General features: G+C 61.8%; 19 protein-coding genes. 11 read left to right on the forward strand and 8 right to left on the reverse strand.

The window, feature by feature from the left end; all coding sequences use genetic code 11:
* Positions 1-184: 184 nt before the first annotated feature.
* On the reverse strand, positions 185-430 hold the full coding sequence (locus C100_RS48345; protein WP_019054628.1) for a hypothetical protein: 246 nt from the start codon (positions 428-430) through the stop codon (positions 185-187).
* Between the two features lie 92 nt (positions 431-522).
* A complete protein-coding gene (locus C100_RS40270; protein ID WP_019054629.1) occupies positions 523-1,692 on the reverse strand; it encodes a tyrosine-type recombinase/integrase in 1,170 nt (389 codons plus the stop codon).
* Between the two features lie 57 nt (positions 1,693-1,749).
* Between C100_RS40270 and C100_RS48880 the strand changes: the two genes are divergently transcribed.
* The 5 genes from C100_RS48880 to C100_RS40290 all read left to right on the forward strand — a co-directional run bounded on the left by C100_RS48880 (position 1,750) and on the right by C100_RS40290 (position 4,864).
* Complete coding sequence (locus C100_RS48880) at positions 1,750-1,920, forward strand: hypothetical protein (RefSeq protein ID WP_019054630.1); 171 nt, start codon at positions 1,750-1,752, stop codon at positions 1,918-1,920.
* A 6-nt stretch (positions 1,921-1,926) separates the two neighbouring features.
* On the forward strand, positions 1,927-2,661 hold the full coding sequence (locus C100_RS40275) for a hypothetical protein (protein WP_019054631.1): 735 nt from the start codon (positions 1,927-1,929) through the stop codon (positions 2,659-2,661).
* 292 nt (positions 2,662-2,953) lie between these two features.
* Positions 2,954-3,217, forward strand: coding sequence for a hypothetical protein (locus tag C100_RS40280; RefSeq protein WP_019054632.1), 264 nt, complete (start codon positions 2,954-2,956; stop codon positions 3,215-3,217).
* 51 nt (positions 3,218-3,268) lie between these two features.
* Positions 3,269-3,922 (forward strand): nucleotidyl transferase AbiEii/AbiGii toxin family protein, encoded by a 654-nt coding sequence (locus C100_RS40285; RefSeq protein WP_235219113.1) that lies wholly within the window; start codon positions 3,269-3,271, stop codon positions 3,920-3,922.
* A gap of 45 nt (positions 3,923-3,967) precedes the next feature.
* Positions 3,968-4,864 carry an abortive infection family protein gene (locus C100_RS40290; protein ID WP_019054634.1) on the forward strand — a complete coding sequence of 299 codons (897 nt, stop codon included), beginning with the start codon at positions 3,968-3,970 and terminating at the stop codon, positions 4,862-4,864.
* Here C100_RS40290 and C100_RS40295 read toward each other — a convergent pair.
* Positions 4,861-5,469: a hypothetical protein gene (locus C100_RS40295; RefSeq protein WP_019054635.1), complete on the reverse strand. Its 609-nt coding sequence runs from the start codon at positions 5,467-5,469 to the stop codon at positions 4,861-4,863. The genes C100_RS40290 and C100_RS40295 overlap by 4 nt on opposite strands.
* 140 nt (positions 5,470-5,609) lie before the next feature.
* On the opposite strand from C100_RS40295, the gene C100_RS40300 reads away from it, so the two are divergent.
* From C100_RS40300 to C100_RS40320, 5 genes are all read left to right on the forward strand, one after another.
* Positions 5,610-5,933, forward strand: coding sequence for an AtpZ/AtpI family protein (locus tag C100_RS40300; RefSeq protein WP_019054636.1), 324 nt, complete (start codon positions 5,610-5,612; stop codon positions 5,931-5,933).
* Between the two features lie 85 nt (positions 5,934-6,018).
* Complete coding sequence (locus tag C100_RS40305) at positions 6,019-6,225, forward strand: hypothetical protein (RefSeq protein ID WP_019054637.1); 207 nt, start codon at positions 6,019-6,021, stop codon at positions 6,223-6,225.
* A gap of 8 nt (positions 6,226-6,233) precedes the next feature.
* Entirely contained in the window at positions 6,234-7,364 is a 1,131-nt protein-coding gene (locus C100_RS40310) for a DUF3800 domain-containing protein (protein WP_019054638.1), read from the forward strand.
* Positions 7,365-7,435: 71 nt separating this feature from the next.
* Positions 7,436-7,711 (forward strand): HU family DNA-binding protein, encoded by a 276-nt coding sequence (locus tag C100_RS40315; RefSeq protein ID WP_019054639.1) that lies wholly within the window; start codon positions 7,436-7,438, stop codon positions 7,709-7,711.
* A 77-nt stretch (positions 7,712-7,788) separates the two neighbouring features.
* On the forward strand, positions 7,789-8,697 hold the full coding sequence (locus tag C100_RS40320; protein WP_019054640.1) for a hypothetical protein: 909 nt from the start codon (positions 7,789-7,791) through the stop codon (positions 8,695-8,697).
* A 31-nt stretch (positions 8,698-8,728) separates the two neighbouring features.
* Here the strand turns inward: C100_RS40320 and C100_RS40325 are convergent, their stop codons facing one another.
* Together C100_RS40325 and C100_RS40330 are read right to left on the reverse strand one after the other, a co-directional pair.
* Positions 8,729-9,697, reverse strand: coding sequence for a nucleotidyl transferase AbiEii/AbiGii toxin family protein (locus tag C100_RS40325; RefSeq protein ID WP_235219114.1), 969 nt, complete (start codon positions 9,695-9,697; stop codon positions 8,729-8,731).
* Positions 9,642-10,415: a type IV toxin-antitoxin system AbiEi family antitoxin gene (locus tag C100_RS40330; RefSeq protein ID WP_019054276.1), complete on the reverse strand. Its 774-nt coding sequence runs from the start codon at positions 10,413-10,415 to the stop codon at positions 9,642-9,644. Before C100_RS40330 ends, C100_RS40325 begins: the two co-directional genes overlap by 56 nt.
* Positions 10,416-10,687: 272 nt before the next feature.
* Between C100_RS40330 and C100_RS40335 the strand changes: the two genes are divergently transcribed.
* Positions 10,688-10,897 (forward strand): hypothetical protein, encoded by a 210-nt coding sequence (locus C100_RS40335; RefSeq protein WP_026149934.1) that lies wholly within the window; start codon positions 10,688-10,690, stop codon positions 10,895-10,897.
* A gap of 3 nt (positions 10,898-10,900) precedes the next feature.
* Here the strand turns inward: C100_RS40335 and C100_RS40340 are convergent, their stop codons facing one another.
* The 3 genes from C100_RS40340 to C100_RS40350 all read right to left on the reverse strand — a co-directional run bounded on the left by C100_RS40340 (position 10,901) and on the right by C100_RS40350 (position 16,011).
* Positions 10,901-13,711: a conjugal transfer protein TraG N-terminal domain-containing protein gene (locus C100_RS40340; RefSeq protein ID WP_019054278.1), complete on the reverse strand. Its 2,811-nt coding sequence runs from the start codon at positions 13,709-13,711 to the stop codon at positions 10,901-10,903.
* Positions 13,712-13,726: 15 nt separating this feature from the next.
* Positions 13,727-15,127 (reverse strand): conjugal transfer protein TraH, encoded by a 1,401-nt coding sequence (locus C100_RS40345; protein ID WP_026149935.1) that lies wholly within the window; start codon positions 15,125-15,127, stop codon positions 13,727-13,729.
* A 65-nt stretch (positions 15,128-15,192) separates the two neighbouring features.
* Complete coding sequence (locus tag C100_RS40350) at positions 15,193-16,011, reverse strand: conjugal transfer protein TraF (protein WP_019054280.1); 819 nt, start codon at positions 16,009-16,011, stop codon at positions 15,193-15,195.
* Positions 16,012-16,276 lie beyond the last annotated feature (265 nt).

Here is a 16,276-nt window from a genome sequence, read left to right on the forward strand (position 1 = left end):
CCGTTCGCTTCAGGCTGGGTTCGACACCGGGACCGTCTCAATCGCCGCCGCAAGACAGGCCCAGACCCGTTCTAGGTCATGTGATGGTCCTGTCAGGTATCCACTTGCCGCAACATGTGGCGCTGCGCTTCGGACGAGCCGTTCATTCGCTCTCGAGATCTTCGCCCCGCTTTTGGCGGGCGCGCTACACCTCATACCCGTGACCCGCGAGAAGTCGAGCCATGCCGGCACCTTCCCAGCTTCCGGGCCGGCGAATGACCATCGCCGCATCCTGCGCCAGCATCGTTAGAAGGTCCGCGGCACTCTCAAGTGGTCCATGAGTCGTTGCGCCATTTCGTGCTTGATCTGCATCGACACAACGCCGCGTAAGTTCGGCCAGGTTCGCCGAATCCTCTTTGCTCAATTCGATCGTGATGGTCGGCAAACTCATTCTCCTCGATTTCTTCGGAAACCGTCCTCGTCGGAGTCTCCAACAATATGAGAGTCTTTGCAAATCCGGCCTGGAAAGGCAGGGCTGGCAGCTCATTTACGGACCCGCGACAAGACGCGTGCGGCAACATTGCTGCGCACGGCGAGCTTGCGGCCATAGCGCAATGCGGTTGTTGGCGAACTCCAGCGCAGGGCCTGCGCGATGCCAGCGCCATCCTCTCCCGCCGCGAAGAGATCCTGGGTAAGGCCGACGCGCAGCGAATGTGTGGACAAGGCCTGGATCGCGTCGTCCAGCTTGCCAACAGCCAGCGTAACCAGTCCCTTGTCATAGGCCGTGAGCGCCACACGGCGGTAGATGCCGTTGACGCCCTGCCGGGTTAGAGATGTCGTTCCGATGGAATAGGTCGTTCGTGCGAGCGCAGTTTCCGGTACGGTTTCCCGTGCGCGACGTCGATCGACCCCGACCCTGCGGAACAGCGGGCCTTCTTCGATGCCGCTTGCAACCAGCCATGCGCCGACGCGCCGCATCGTCTCCGCGGAAAGCCATGCCCAGGCGCCTTCCTGTTCCTGGTCGGTCTTGGAGTAAGGGATGAAAAGCGTCGCCGAGCCATCCTCCTGTGGATCGATTTGTCTTGCCTCCACCATGGTGAGTTCGCTGACCCGCAGGCCGGCATCATAGCCGAGCGAAAGCAGGGCGGCATCCCGCAGCCCTTGCAAATCGCCGCCACAGGCATCGAGCAGCGCGGCAAGGGTAAAACCTTTGGCGGCATGAGGATCGAGTGCCTTGCCCAGCCGCAAGGGCGCTGCCTGGCGCTGGAGGGCACCTTTGCGCCTGCGGACGGCCTTGAGCGCTGCCCGCACCATCGGCGCGTCGGTGGGCGCGGCATCGCCCGTCAGTCCCATCATGCGGTGGACCGAACCGAGACTCGCGATACGTCGCGCGAGGGTCGCGGGCTTTTTCCCCCTGGCATCGAGCGCATTCACATAGCGCACCACATCTTCGGGATCGGCGGGCAGTGGTTTTCGGCTTTCCTCGCCGCACCAGTCACGCCAGCAATCGAGATCGGCGGCAATCGCCGCCTTGGTCGCGTCGGCCATGGCCGAAAGCGTCGTCTCGAGCCCGAGCTGGCTGATCGGCGGCAGATCTGTGGGAACGATGCCGCCGATCGTGCGGAGCAACCGCATATCGACCGTTTCGGCGTCCGCGTTCCGCGACCGCATCGGCAGTGCGGCGTCCTCGGTTCTGACGACGATGATTTCCATATCGGAGGATCTTGTGGAACTCTCAGCCATTGCTCGCTATATGTCATTCTGGAGGACATGATGCAGCTTAACTCGGCACAAGCCTTGAAACTGGGCCGCGAGGTCCATGAAACCTTCGGGAGCTGGAGGAAAGCGCGTGAGGCGGCCGTCCAGCGCAACGGCGTCTATGTCATCGACCGCGAGAAGATTCGCGCCGCCAGGGCCGAGAAGACCGCCGAAACGGCCTAAGCTGGCATGACCTTCGGATATGCGCTGCTCGGCGCGCTCGTTCTGCTGCTTCCGGGCTTCGCTGGTTATTTCGGACTTCGGATCGGGGAAGCGCGCGATTTTGTCTCGCCGCGACCGGATCGGCCGAACTCCAATCTCACTATCTTCCTGGTTGTGGCGCTGGCGCTGGGCGCGCATGTCTTCGGCGCTGGCATCTTCGCGCTCAACGAACTGATCGCGGCCTGGAAGCCACTCATCAGGCTGTCCTACGAACCCAACCCTTATAAGGCGCTGCTCAGCGGCCATGCGCCACAGGGGCTGTCCTCGCTTGCGATCGAACTGGAACTGCTGTTTTTCCTCGGACTGGCGGTGCTGATGGGCTGGATCTGTGAAACGATTGCCCGGACATCGCCGATTACGGCGAGGGCCGATCCGTTGCGCTTCGGATGGCTGTTGCCGATCGTCCAGAAGGTCGAGGCTGGCGGCCATGTCGCCGTCGGTTATGTGCGGACGACCAGCGGCCATGACGGAGCCTGGATCGCCTATGAAGGAAGCGTGCGTCGGCTGACGCTCGACGAGGATGACGGGATTCGCATGGTCGTGCTCGAGCAATGCGACCGCTTCCTGGTCCAGATGAAGGACGGGAAGATCGAGCGCGTTGATATGGAGAGCGCGCCGATCGCCATGATGCACCTGGCCGCCGACCAGATCGCGGATTTCGCGGTCGAACTGTTCGAGGTTCCTGAGTCCGACGCCGAGTGACGCCAGCCGCTCGGTCGCCTGCGGCACAATGCGCGGCACATTTGTGCCGCGTGATTGCTGCAATTTCTTCATCTGCGGAACTTGCCCCTTCCCTGCCGGTTTCGCGCTCCTATACTTACCATAATCTCCCATTATGGTAAGTGGGAAAATCGCGCGGGGAGGGCGGATTCAAGCCGGAAATCTGACGCCTACATTCACCCAGCTACTCGTCAGATTGCCCCGTTCTTGTTTTGATAACGCCCCAGAGCTATATAGACGGAGTGATCGATGGGATCATGGTACAGGTTGTGAGATGGCAAAGGCTGCAAGCTTGGTGTTGGCGACGGTGAACGCTCCTTATGGGGCGAACCTCTCCGCGCATCAACTCGCCGCGCTGATCACCGACCCCAAGAGCGCGAGCGACTTCAACGCGCCCGTGTTCTCCTTTTTCTCGGAAGTGAGCCCGGCTCTGCAGTTGCAGTTCGTCCAGGAAATGGGTGTCGATGCCGATAAGGTCTGCGCGGTCGCAGACCAGTTTTCCAACCTGTCGGGCTACGCGCTCCCGCTGGCAGCGTAACGTATGGTCGAGCGGGGCCCGAGCCAGTGGCCAGTCCTGTTCGACCTCGCGATGGAAATCTTCGGCCATTTAGAGAAAACCGTAGGCTTTGCGCCTTCGTGGAGCTTTGGCGGCGGGACCGCTCTCATGCTCCAGATCGACCATCGCGAAAGCCACGACATCGACATCTTTCTCGATGATCCGCAAATCCTACCCTTCCTCAATCCGCAGATCCAAGATTTCGCCATGACCCGCCGACCGGACGAATATAAGACCGACGGGACGCAGGCGCTCAAACTGGCCTTTGACGAACTCGGCGAGATCGACTTCATCTGCTCTTCCGCCATCCTCGATATCGCCAGCGAGCGTCACGATGTGCGAGGGCAGATCGTCGACCTGGAGACACCGGCCGAAATCGCAGCCAAGAAGGTCTATTTCCGGGGCTGGAACTTGCAGCCACGCGACATGTTCGACTTGGCAGCAATCGCCGAGCATCATGGAGACGACTATCTCGTCTCAGCGTTGCGCGAATGCGGCCGCGAGCGATGCCAAAAGGCGCTAGACGTCGTAGAAAAGGTCAACCCGAAGGCCGTCGAAACAGTCATCGGTCAACTCCTGTACCGCGACAGATACAGCCATCTGGTCACGGCAGCCCAAGCAATTACGCATCGAATTCTGACGGAATCACTCTCGGACAAGGCTGAGCATGTGGGTAGTGAAGATTGAAGGCTGCCCGAAGCTCGCGTCCTTCTCTCTCGCGGCAGACAAGCCATGAGCGGCAAATTCTCTGCCTTTGTCATCAAGGCGCTGGTCGACACGATCACGGGCGGCGCCGGCAATGATAACAGCCCGGCGATCGGAATCTATCGGTCGGGCCCGAAGATCGAACAATTCTTCCTCGATTGCGGCCTCGACATGCGTATCGGCGCGAGCTCTCGCGTACCCGCGACGACGGATTTCCTGCGCCAGGCAGCCAATCACTATGACGGCCAGGGCGATGTCTACATCACGCGGATCATTGAGAAGGTCTGCGATCCGCGCGAATATCTGACGGAGCCCGATAAGGCGACCGCGGTTCGCGAGCATCTCAACAAGGCGCTCGCAGCGGACGAGCTGGCGGTGGTCATCGTCGGCGGCAAGGCCGTGCTGACCAGACGCCAGAGCTCCGGGACGATCGTCGAACCCTTCATCCAGAAAGTCGAAACACTGGACTTCGACACGGTGCAGATGGAGATAGCGCGCGCCCTCCCCAATCTTCAGGATGACCCCGAAGATGCGGTAACCGCCGCGTGCTCGCTCATCGAGGCTGTCTGCAGATCCATCCTCATCGAGCTCGGGTTGCCGCTGCCGCCCCGCAAGGATATCGACGGCCTTATCCGCGCCGTCCAGGAGCCGCTGAACCTGTCGCCGGGGCGCAGCGACCTGCCCGCCGAAGTGGAAGCAGACGTCCGCCAGATCCTGAGCGGCCTGACATCGGTTGCAAAAGGCATCGGTGCGCTGCGAACGCATGGTGGTGACGCTCACGGGCGTGAAAAGGGCTTCCGGAGGATCGACCCGCGCATCGCACGTCTCGCGATCAACGCCGCCAGTTCGCTGGCCCTGTTCCTGATCGAGACCTGGGAGCGCCAAGAAAAGCGCGCTCTGCCGCAGCACGCACCGGGGATTTAGCCTGAGGCGCGCGCTGCCTCTGCCCGGGGCTGCCCATGCGCGCCGCGGACATAGGGTTGCCGCCGGTGCTCGCTAATGGCGATGCTTGGGTGAAGCGCGGCTCGGACCGCGTCGGTCACGGTGTAGACCGCATGACGCTGGGCGCCGCGGTTTTCATGATCGACGAAGAACCCCTGGTAGTGCCGCGTGATCAGCCCGGCCCTCACCAGCTCCGACACCGCCCGGCTGATTGCCGTCATGCCGGTTTCGCGGACACGCTCACTGACTTCCGCCTCGACCAGGCGGTCGGCCTCGGCCGGATCACCTGGAAACTCTCCCCGGCCGACGAGCGCAGCTCGAACCTTGTCGGCGGTCGCGCGGCGCTGATGATGACGCGCGCCGCTGGGTGCGATCGTCGCGGCCAGCCATTCGCGGATCGGCACAAGCGCTTCGCCTTCGCGAACGAGCGGTCCCGCCTGCCCGTTGGCCCGCGCAACCCGCGCGATCAGATCAAGCACCATGAAGGTATAGCGCGGCCGCGCGGAGTGCTCGGCGATGATGCGTACGATATCGGGCATGCCCGTCGTTCGCTGGGGCGTCGCCGCGAAGAGGTCCTGCTGGATCATGGAACGAATCAAGCACAAAGCTGGACTCTTGTGAATCCCCCAAAATGCTCATGGAGACGCGAGACGGCACTTTTGCCATCCGTGTCACTTCACCCCTCCTCATCATTTTTCTCGTCTTCACACCATGCTAGACCCGCCCCATGAGCAAAGATGAATCAGACCCCGATCTTATCGGAGAGGATCCCCGATTGGATGGCCTGAAGGATCGCCTCGAGGCGGCGCATTCGGCCGAAGAGGAACGAACCCGCCCTGCCTCTACAGGTGCCGATGCCAGCTATAGCCTCGGCAATCGCGTGCTGGCGGAACTACTCGGCGGCGTTGCCGGCGGTGCCTTGCTTGGCTGGATCATCGACAGGTTTGCCGGCACCGGTCCCTGGGGCCTGCTCATCGTGATGGCCCTCGGCATCGTCGTGGCCTTCGTCAACATCATCCGCATATCCAACCGCAAGCCAGACGGATCGTAACGTTTGCCATCTACGTCACTTTACCCGGCGTGAGGTAAAGTGACACAGTTGGCACTAAGGCAATGGCAAACTGTCGGAGACCAGCGTGGCTGATTTCAGTCTCAAACATTACGAGCTGCGCACGACGGATGAATATCGTGCGGCTAGCCGGGCGACCTGCATCGATCGCATTCTCGCGCACCGGCAGATGGCGCGCCGCTATGCCGAAAAGGCTCGAAAGGTGCGCGAGGCAGGCGGAGCCGCGCGGTTTCGCGCACGCGCCATTTCAGGCCTCAGGATCGCGAAACGCTGACATTGCGGATGACGGAGAGCAAACAGGGAATTGATATCGAAGATCTGCGCGGGCTCGACATTCACCTTCACGGGCTGGATCGCGCCGACGCGCCTTATACGCTCTATTATGACGAGACGAACAACATCCGCCGTTTGCACGTCACGGCCGATGGGTTGAACGTCGATAATCCGGGATGCTTTGTCCTCGCCGGCGTTGCCCATAGCGGTCCTCGCAAACCCATCGACATCGCCCCTCTACGCGCGGCTCTCAAACTACAGCCCACCACCAAGGAGATGAAGCTCGCGCACATCGGCAAGGGCGACTTTCTCGACCTGCTGGGCTCACGGCGTCTGGGGGACCTCCTCGACTGGATCGCGGCCAACGGGCTATTCCTCCACTACCAGTGCCTGGACGTAATCTACTGGTCGCTCGTCGACATTGTAGACGCCGCACTTATCGCGGGCGATCGTGAAGAACTGATGCTGGTCGCACCGGCTCTCAAGGATATGCTCAACCTTGCCCTGCGCCGGGACCTCGAGGCGACCACGGACCTGTTCCGGCTCTTCAACTATCCCGCGCTCGATCCTCGCGATGGCCCGCAATTCTATCATGTCGTGCTGCAGATGGTCGAAGAGGAAGCAGATCACCTTCATCCCTTCTATGGGAGGCTTCTTGCCCAGGCTCTCGAGGACGCCATTCAGGGTGAGAGCTTTCCGTTCATCGAAGGTGACGATGAGGATCGGCATATCCTGATCGAGGGGTTCGACATCTTCTTCCGCCACAGGATCGCACTGCTGCGCAACTCGACGCATGTTCTCGACCTCGAGGAAGTCGTCCGCCGCCAGTTGCTGGCCGATCCCCTCATGCGTGACGGCGTGCCAGTCGACAGCTTCAGGTTCGTGGACTCGCAGGACGAACCGCTGATCCAGGTCAGCGACGTCGTCGCGGGTCTGTTGGGCAAGTTCTTCTCCTATGTCGTCAGCACCGAAATCGACGTCGTTCGAGCTGATCGCGCGGCGCTCAGCGACCTTCAGACTGAAAATCTGGCAAAGCTCGCACGTCTGTTTGATCAGGCGACCGATGAAAACGAAGCATTCGCCCATCGTGTGATGAGCCTGTCGGACACCCACAAGGCAGACATTTTCATGCAGACGTAGCACACCGATGGCGCAGGTCGGTCCAGGCGGCTATGCAGTGAGCAATTTCAACTGAAATGAGGACTATCCGAATGAACAATAGTGAGCTTGCTGAAACCCTCGCCGGCCAGACGGGCACGACCAAGGCGGATGCCCGCAAGGCGGTCGATCTCGTTTTCGCGGCGATCGCGGATGCGGCGGCCAAGGGCGAGGAAGTAAGCCTCAACGGCTTCGGAAAATTCAAGGTGAAAGACGTGCCTGCCCGCGAAGGCCGCAACCCGGCCAATGGCGAGACCATCAAGATCGCCGCTTCCCGGAAACTTACCTTCACTGTGGCGAAAGCCGTCAAGGACAAGCTCAACGGCTAGTCGAGATTGACGCCTCGAGCCCCCTGAGGACCGAGGCGTCGCCCCCTTCCCTGCCTTGATGGTCGCCCCGGCACGAAATGAGCGATAACGACGAACTGACTGCGCTCATTCGCGAAACATTCTCGCGCATCTGGCCAAGTAGCGATCCCGACATCGCGAACTATCTGACGCCAATGGTCGCGAGGTTCGCGCGGTCGGATTGCCGCGACCGCCATTTCCTTGTCGAGTTCCAGCGCGGCGATCTCGGCAAGCTGGCGAGCCGGATCTGGGAAGCGATGCTCTATGGCCGCTTTCAGGACCTCGGCTGGAACATGGCCAGCGAGGACAAGGGGCCAGACTTCCTGATCGATGATCAGGTCTATATCGAAGCGGTCGCCGCGCAGCCGGGCGACGCCGCCAAGGGCGGCTTGCCGCAGGAGTGGCAGGATGGCGGCGCCAACGGCGCCGGTATGGTTCCCACCGATCAGATGCTCCTGCGCTGGACGTCTGTCATCAAAGCCAAGCGTGATGGTTATCTCAAATGTCTGGAGCAGGAGGCAGTCGATCCGAAACTCCCGTTCGTGATCGCGGTGAACACCTGCCGGCTTGGCGGCGATACCCTCGGCATTGGCGGCGTCCCGCTCGCGGCTATGGCTGTACTTCCCTTCGGCAGCCCGCAGGCCCATGTCGACGTGCAGACAGGTCAGCCGCTCGGTGGCTGGCAGCTCTCATGGCAAGACACCGTGCTCAAGGCCAACGGCGAAGAGATTCCCACCGACAACTTCCTCCAGGAGGACTATCGCTGCGTCAGCGCAATCGTCGGCTGCTCCGGTTTCTATGCCTTTCCCGATGACCGCGACAAATTCTGTGGCCAACCGCCATATTACGTCATTCACAATCCACTCGCCGCCAATCCCCTCCCCCGGCCTTGGCTCCCCGGCGCGATTGAATACGCCGTCACTGCCCATGACACGCACCGCCTTCAATTGGACCAACTGCCGGCCTAGCTGCGCCCTGTTCACGACCGAGATGGATTGGTTACGAAAGCGCCGCTTCCAGCGCTGCCAGACCGGCCTGATGCCTCTTGGGCTGCGCGTCTCTGAACCTAAGGATATTCATCAATTTGAACTGCGGCGCTGGAAGCTCACGGACAGCGGGCAGCGGGAAGCTTTCCCACTCCGGATCCCCAGCTTCGAAGCTCCTGAGAAACTGTCGATCGTCGGCATCGAGCGAGGCATGAATCGTCTGCACAAGGCGATCGAGCGTTTCGACATGATCCTCATAGGTGAATGGCTCGAAGGGCATTCCTTCGAACTGAGCCTTGAACGTAGCGCTTTGATCCTTTCGGCTCGGGCTGACCAGCTCAGCGACCGGGCGCCCGTGGCTTACCAGCGCTCCGACGAAGCCGTGACGAACCTCGTCGACCAGCCCTTCTGCGTCCAGCAGGCGCTTCACGTCGAACAGATCGCGCGGATGCTGCCGGTCCAGCGCGGCACAAATCTTTCCGCCGAAAAGCTCACCGTGCGAGAGGCATCGCGCCTCGACGAACGCCTCAAACCTCTCCTGCACCTGGTCCGAACATGGCAAGTCGCGGAGGGGAAGGAGATGGCCGCGCAGGGTGGGATTAACCTCCACCTTGATCTGGGTCTTGCCGCGCTGGCAGTTGAGCTTGACCTCCATCCCTTCCTGGCCCTGGCGTGTCTGGGTCACGCGGGTCGGTGGCAGGCGGCGTTCGATGTCCGCCTTGATCCGGGCGAGAGCCTCACTGATCGCGCGCAAGGATTGGGCCCGGTCGTGGATCGGTAGGTAGGTCAGATCGATGTCGACCGAGAGGCGTGGAAGATCCCATTCGAACAGGTTGATCGCGGTGCCGCCCTTCAGCGCGAAGACGGGCTCGGCCATGACCAGCGGCAGGACGTCCAGCAGGAGCCGGACCTGATCGCGATATTGCTCAGTTGCCACCCGAAACGAGCTCCTTGGGCAAGAGCAGTCGGTATTTCGGGACATAGCGCCCCATTTTCGCAAGGCTGCGATCACCCGAACCCAGGTCTATCTGCTCCACCTTCAGATGGCGCATGACGGCGAGTTCCGCTCGCTCCGCAAGATAGAGGAACAGCCGCCGGACCTTCACCGACGCGCAGGCCTCGAGCAGCGATTGCATGAGCTTGGGGCGAAGCGACGTCATGCCTTCGACGATCTGGCCGGCCTCGACGAGATCGAATTCCTTGGGCGCAAGGTGCAGCAGCTCCAGGATGGCCCGTTCGGGCGTCGCCGTGGTCAGTGGATAGCCTTCCGGACTTCGCTGCTCGGTGAGGCCGAGGTCATTCGGCAGGAGCTTGCTTTGCATGTGCCGAACTTCTTCCCCCCAATGCGTCTGGAACCAGGCCGGCAGGACGACATGCAGCGGAGAGAAGAGATAGGCCTTGCTCTCTCCGAAGCGCAGATAGTGGCTGTTCCCCGTCATCTCGAGGCCCGTCAGGGCGCCTACATGAACCGGCAGCTTGAGCTGCGATTGAACGCTGTATAGCGCGCCTTGCCAGGTCACGGTTTCCATGGGGCGCTTGAAAGCTCCGCGGCCAAGCGAGACCAGCCATTGTGAGGCGGTATAGTTCTGCAGATCCTGCGCCGTCAGCCCAAGCGCCTTGAGATGCGGGCTGGTCGCCACGGTGTGCGGCTCCCAAGCGTCGAGCAACGACTTCAATTTATCGGTTCGACCTACCTTCATGGTCTATCTTTGGCATAAATTCCAAGGTTCCTCAATCCCTCGGAATTTCATGAACTAATATGTCAGAGATATATTTGGGACATATAATTCAAGATATCGGACGCCCTCTGTCCCGAGACGATGGCCTCACAGCGAAGCCCACGGTCATGGATCTATAGCGAGGTTACGGCAGTCTATGGCTTTTTCATAAACTCGCCAATCTCCCAATAATCCCCTGCAATCCGTTGCGAACAAAGCTCGAACCGGCTATTCTCCGCTGCCAGGAGATGGCCATGCGCATCCTCAAATTTGATCTCAACACATACAACCAGACTAAAGACCTCCCGGGAGGCCCCGTCTTTGGTGTCGTTGAAGAGGAACTGGCTGACATCGAGATGTTCACCGATCAGCACGGCAATCCTACTCGCGGAGGAATGATCGGCTACGCGCTTGCGTATCTTCTGATGGCCGGCTTCGTTGGAGCGATTTTCTACCTCCTCTAAGCTTTATTCGCGAAGCTTAGGGTCTTGGAAGAACCCACGATCGTGGTCGCGGTTCACTTCCTGCTGGAGATCGGTGGAGCCCTGAACGCGCTGTCCTCGCATTGTCTGCGCAGCAGCCCGATCGCCGCTGAGTTCGGTCTTGCCCGCCTCGATGATCGCGGCGGCGCCCACGTCGCCGCCCCCGCCGGGGCCCGCGGGCAGACGCCCAGGTCCATGTGGCCGGTAAGACCCTCTCACGTCTGCCGCACTTGAGATGCTCGGCCGGCTTACGTCGACGAGGTCCGGATCGTGCAGACGGCCTTCGATCTCGGCCCGAATGCCGTCCTGCTTGTCGTGCATCCAGCGCGTGATCATCTCCTGGCGCACGACCCGCTGCTGGTCGGTCAAGTCGGTCGCCCAAAGCTCCGGCGCATCAAGCCCAGGATTCTCGACCTGCTGGCGTCGATACCATTGAGCGAGATCCTGGCTCAGATTTTCGCTGAGTTGCATGCCATGCGTCTCGGCATAGCTGGCATCACGCGACAACTGCTGGGAAAGCTCCTCAAGGCGGCGGGCCGTTTCCGAATAGGACTTCGCAAGCGCCAGGGAATCTTCAGTGCTAGCCGACGCCGAAGATGTGGCCGATGCCCGGCTGAAGCTGCCGCTGCGCGAATATGTCCCGTCGGACATCGACGCACCGGTTCCGCTTGAATGTTCGTCCCGCACGCCACTTGAGGATGTATTGGCGCTGTCGCTGCCGCGGGTTTCCTCCGTCCCGTAACGGAGCCCATCGATCTGGCTGCCGGATTTGGATACGCTGCCGCCAATCCCCGGCAGTCTTCCCAACGCTCCGCCGCGACCACCTGCCCGCCCCCCATTTTGGTTCCCGCCGACATTTGCAGTGACCGATCCCATGATCTGATCGTTAGTCTGCGCCTGGCGATCATGGCCCTGAGATATTCGCTGGCCTTGCGAGATCGTGTCCCGTTCCTCCTGACCCTGTGTGCTGCTTCCGGTCCGCCGATCGAATTGATCGACGGAGGTGTTCGCCTGCCGTCCGCTGCTGGAATCCCAACCGGAAGACCGTTCAGTCGATGTGCCAAAGGCGCTGCGATTGGCGTGGGTTGCGGTGAGTACCTCGGCCGCAGCATTCTCATAGGCTTGCGCCTGACGGTGCGCTTCGCTGGCCATCTCGCGCCATTCGGCGACCGATCCCGTCGTCATCGTCGGCGTGAAGCCGAGGCGCGAGATCGCACTGGAGGTGTCGAACACCTCCTGACCATTGCCGAACCCGTTGATCATGGCGCCATTGTCCTGGCGCCATCCCACGCTGGGCGCGCCGCCCATATAGCTCGGTGCTGTGGTCCACTGATCGGCTTGGCGCATATTCGACGTCGAGTTCGCCCAGCTCACATTGCCATAGGCATAGTTGCCGGTAGTCTGCTCGAGCGCCGCCGCCTCGGCTGCGTTCTGCGCGGGCGCCAGCATCGACATGGACTGGCCGGCGATCGACATCGCCCCCCGCGCAAGACCGGCCGCCAGGAACGGCACGCTCATGAGCATGAAACCGGCGATCGTCGCTGTCTCGCCGTTGACCGCGCCGATACCGGCATAACTGCCGAGCGTCACCCCTCCCCCGGCCACGCCGTTGGCCGCTGACTCAGCCCTCGTCATGCAGATCATGTGCAGGATCACGTAGAGCGGACCCCATGCCGCCAGATAGAAGAACCCCATGGCATAGCCCTTGAGCGTGCCGACGCCTGTCTGCGGCATGAGGAACAGCGGGAAAATCACAGGAAACATCGCGAAGAAGACGACGGTCAGCACGATGTTCAGGATCGGCACCCAGGCCATCGCCTGCTGCGCGATCGAGTTGTAGGTGTTGCGGGCCTGAATGTCGGCCCTCGTTTGCGCAAAGGTGTCGATTGCCGCGGCGCCGGCCCCGCCGGCCATGCTGTTGCGCGCCTGCATGAAGGCGTTGATGGCCGTGTTCTGGCGCATCGTTTCGGTGAAATTGCTCCCCGATCCGGTAAAGGCCGTGTTCGCGATCGGCACGTCGTGCTTGAGCTTGTCGGCAGCCAGGGCGTTGCTCAGCTTGGGGTAGACCTCCTTGCCCCACAGCGGGGCGTTTGCCTCGATCATCGGCGCCCATTGGGCGTCGAGTGCCTGATAGGCCTGCCGACAGGTGACGATGAAGTTCTGGACGGTGCCATCGCCCTGCCGCTCGAGCCATTCCTGCGAGCGCGCCTCGGACCCCGGCCCGATTGCCGCCCAAAGATCAGGCGCTTTGGCGAGATTGGTGAGCGACTTCTGGTAGAGCATCACATCCCCGAAGACGCAGTTCTTGAAGTGGCTTTCGAGATTGGTCGAGAATTCGGCGTCCCTCACCACGAAATTGCGCGTCGCGTCGAACAGACGCGCACCATAGACCATGCCGTTCGTCGAGTAGTTGAGCTCGCTCGGCATCACGAACACGGTCTCGGCCGTGCGGGTGAGCCAGTCGCCGACCTGGGTGGTGAAGCTCGCCAACACGCCCAGACCCATCGGCACATTGTCGATCGTCGCCGGCGCGAGACTCGGGTTGATACGATCGGTCACCTTGATGCTGACCGTTGGCACCATCAGGCAAAGGTAAATGGCCGTCGCCTGCAAGAACCAATTCATCCACGCCTTGTAGTTGAGCGTGAAGGCGACAACGAGCAGCGAGTAGATCAGGCCCATCACCATCACCACCCGTAGGAGCGAGCGATAGCCCCCTCCCCCGGACCAGGCCGCGACGGCATTGAACACGTTTACGAGATATTCGCCGCCCCCGACCGTGAAGACCTCCAGCATCGCCGCGCTCCCGCCCTAGTTCAGCCCCTGCGCATTCAGCCCGCGCGAGAAATTGAGCGCGGAGGCCATGCCCGGCGTCATCGAGTTCTGCAGGGTGGACTCGAGCATGATGCTGCGGTTGATGATCTGCATCGTCACCTGCAGCTTGTTGTTCAGCCGCACATCGCGCTGGCTGAACTTCGCGCGCGTGGCCGCGATCTGCTGTTTCCACTGCGTCGCGGTTTCCTGGTCGAAGGTCTGGTAGTGGACCTTCGCCTGCTCGACCCGGTCCAGCATATTGTCGAGCATGGCGGACAGGAGATCGACCGCGACGATCTCGGACAGCGTCTGGATCTCGCCGTCGGTCAGCGCATAATGCGCATAGGCCTGCACGGCGAGGATTTTGTAGATCGGCACCGTCGCCAGATTCAGCAGCTGCTTTTCGGCCGCGTTGAGCGGCGTGTCGGAGCGGATCTTGTCGCTCATCGACTTGATCATCGTCGCAATGCGCGGGCGCAACGCCGAGGACGCAGGGACCGACAGCGTCTGCTCGCCGACGTCGTAGCAATTCTCGTCGTTGCATTTGAGCATCTTGACCGGCGGCGCGTCCGCCGTCCCGTCGAGCAGCGCCGTCACCACCGCCTCTTCGGCCGGACCGAACATCACGACCTTGCCGCCGACGCTCGGATCGGTCGAAGGCGTGGTCACGACCGTGCCCACCAGTGTCATCACATATTCGGAGAAGGACTGATCGAACGCCCCAAACTTGGCCGATTTTCTGAGCGCCTCCCAGGTGTAGTTGTGCGGCTCACCGACCAGCTGATCCTTCATCGATGCGTCGGTATTGCCCGCGATGGTGGAATCGCGCCGGTTGCCGTTATTGCAGCCTTGGCGGGAGGCGGCCCAGTCGGAGAACACGCCCTGGCTGTTGCCCACGGCCTCGCAGATCGTCGCCCGCGTCGAATCCATCTGCGGCCAGATTCCGCCGACCAGAGCCTGCGCGGTCTCGCAGCTAGAGATATTCATCTGGTTCAGAAGCTGCGCCTTCTGGCTGAACTCATCCATCACCTTCCCGATCTCCGGCGAAACGGAATCGATCGCGAGCTTGAACGCGAACCCGAGAGCATTGTTGGCCGTCGCTTTGAGCATAGCCACGATTTCGGAGGCGTTGATGAACGAGAAGCTGCCCGAGAAGAGGTCGATGCCCCCGCAGCCGGCCCGGGCGCTGGGAAGCTGGAGATTGAACGGTTGCACGCTCTTCTGCGGGAAACGCGTCCAGACATTGCCGAGCGAATAGTAGCCTGCCGACTGCCCCTGATAGGCCGACGGACCCGTGACATTGGCAGCGCCGCCCGCGTCCGAGAAGAAATTGTTCATCTCGGAGGCGACATCGGCGCGCGCCACGCCAACAATCGCGAAATTGAGCGCGGCGACCATCGCCATGGAGGCGCCCGCTGAGCGGAAGAAGCGGCGCGCACGCCCTTTGCCACGATGCTGTGCCATCAGTAATCGCTCCCAACCTTGGTGTTCGTGAGCGTGAAGATCCGGTCCATGATCTCATCCGCACTGAGAATGCCGTAGCCGATCGGAATCGTGCGCTTCGTCACGGTATCGAACAGGACGAGCGCCGGCGTTTCGTTGCCCGGCACACCCATCCGGGCGCGCTGCCCAGAGTCGACGACATAATTCGGGAATTCCCGGCTCGGCCCGCCGTCCATCGACACCGCCATCACCGCCATGCGATGGCTGTCGGTCACCGAGCGCAGGATCGGCGCGAACAGCTCGCAGGCGCCGCAGCTCTGAGCGTAGAAATAGAACAGCCCGTAACGCTGACCCAGATTGGTGAGGACCGCGTCACGATCGGCCTTCCGGTTATCGAGCCAGGCGCGCTTGCCGACCGTCGAGACCGGCCTTTGCAGCGTGTAGTCGATGTCGGGATTCTGCCACAGCGCGCGCTGCCAGACGTCGGAGAAGGTCGACGCCCGGTCGAGCTGCTCGCGCTGGAAGCGGACATAAGCGATGACATTCTCCTCCGACGGTTCAAGGATCGCCTTCGCCTTCAGTTCGTCGAGATGCTTGGTGATCGCCGCCATGCGGTCGACGGCGCTCTGCTGTGGCGGTGCAGCCGGCGCTTCCCGCGGCACGGCTTTCGGCTTGTCGCAATAGAACCATTGGCCGAGTTTTCGCTCGCCGCAGTAGAAGTCGTCAGGCCGGCTCTGCTCGATCGTATCGGACGGCGGCGACGCGTCCTGCGCCATGAGCGGCGACGCCAGGCCAACGCCCAGGGCGACCAGCATCGAGAGTCTAGCGATCATCGACATCGCTCATCGTCCTTTCAGCGGCTGAGGCAGAATGCGCGGAAGAATGGGTAGGTGGTGTGGAGGCTGGCCCGCCGTCCCAGGCCGAGAAGTGGACGCAGCAATCGGCCACGCTGGCTATAGGGGTGCCGCAGCGATGGGGTTGCGCCGCTGCCGGGGTCGGCACCGTGAGCGATGCAAGAAGGGCGGGCAGCTCGATGATGAAGAACGGCATGGTCCTATGTCCTTGGGCAGGTGCTGCGGCTCGGCGGCAAGGAGATGGTTTCGC

This window comes from Sphingobium sp. C100, assembly GCF_000508185.1.
GTDB lineage: Bacteria > Pseudomonadota > Alphaproteobacteria > Sphingomonadales > Sphingomonadaceae > Sphingobium.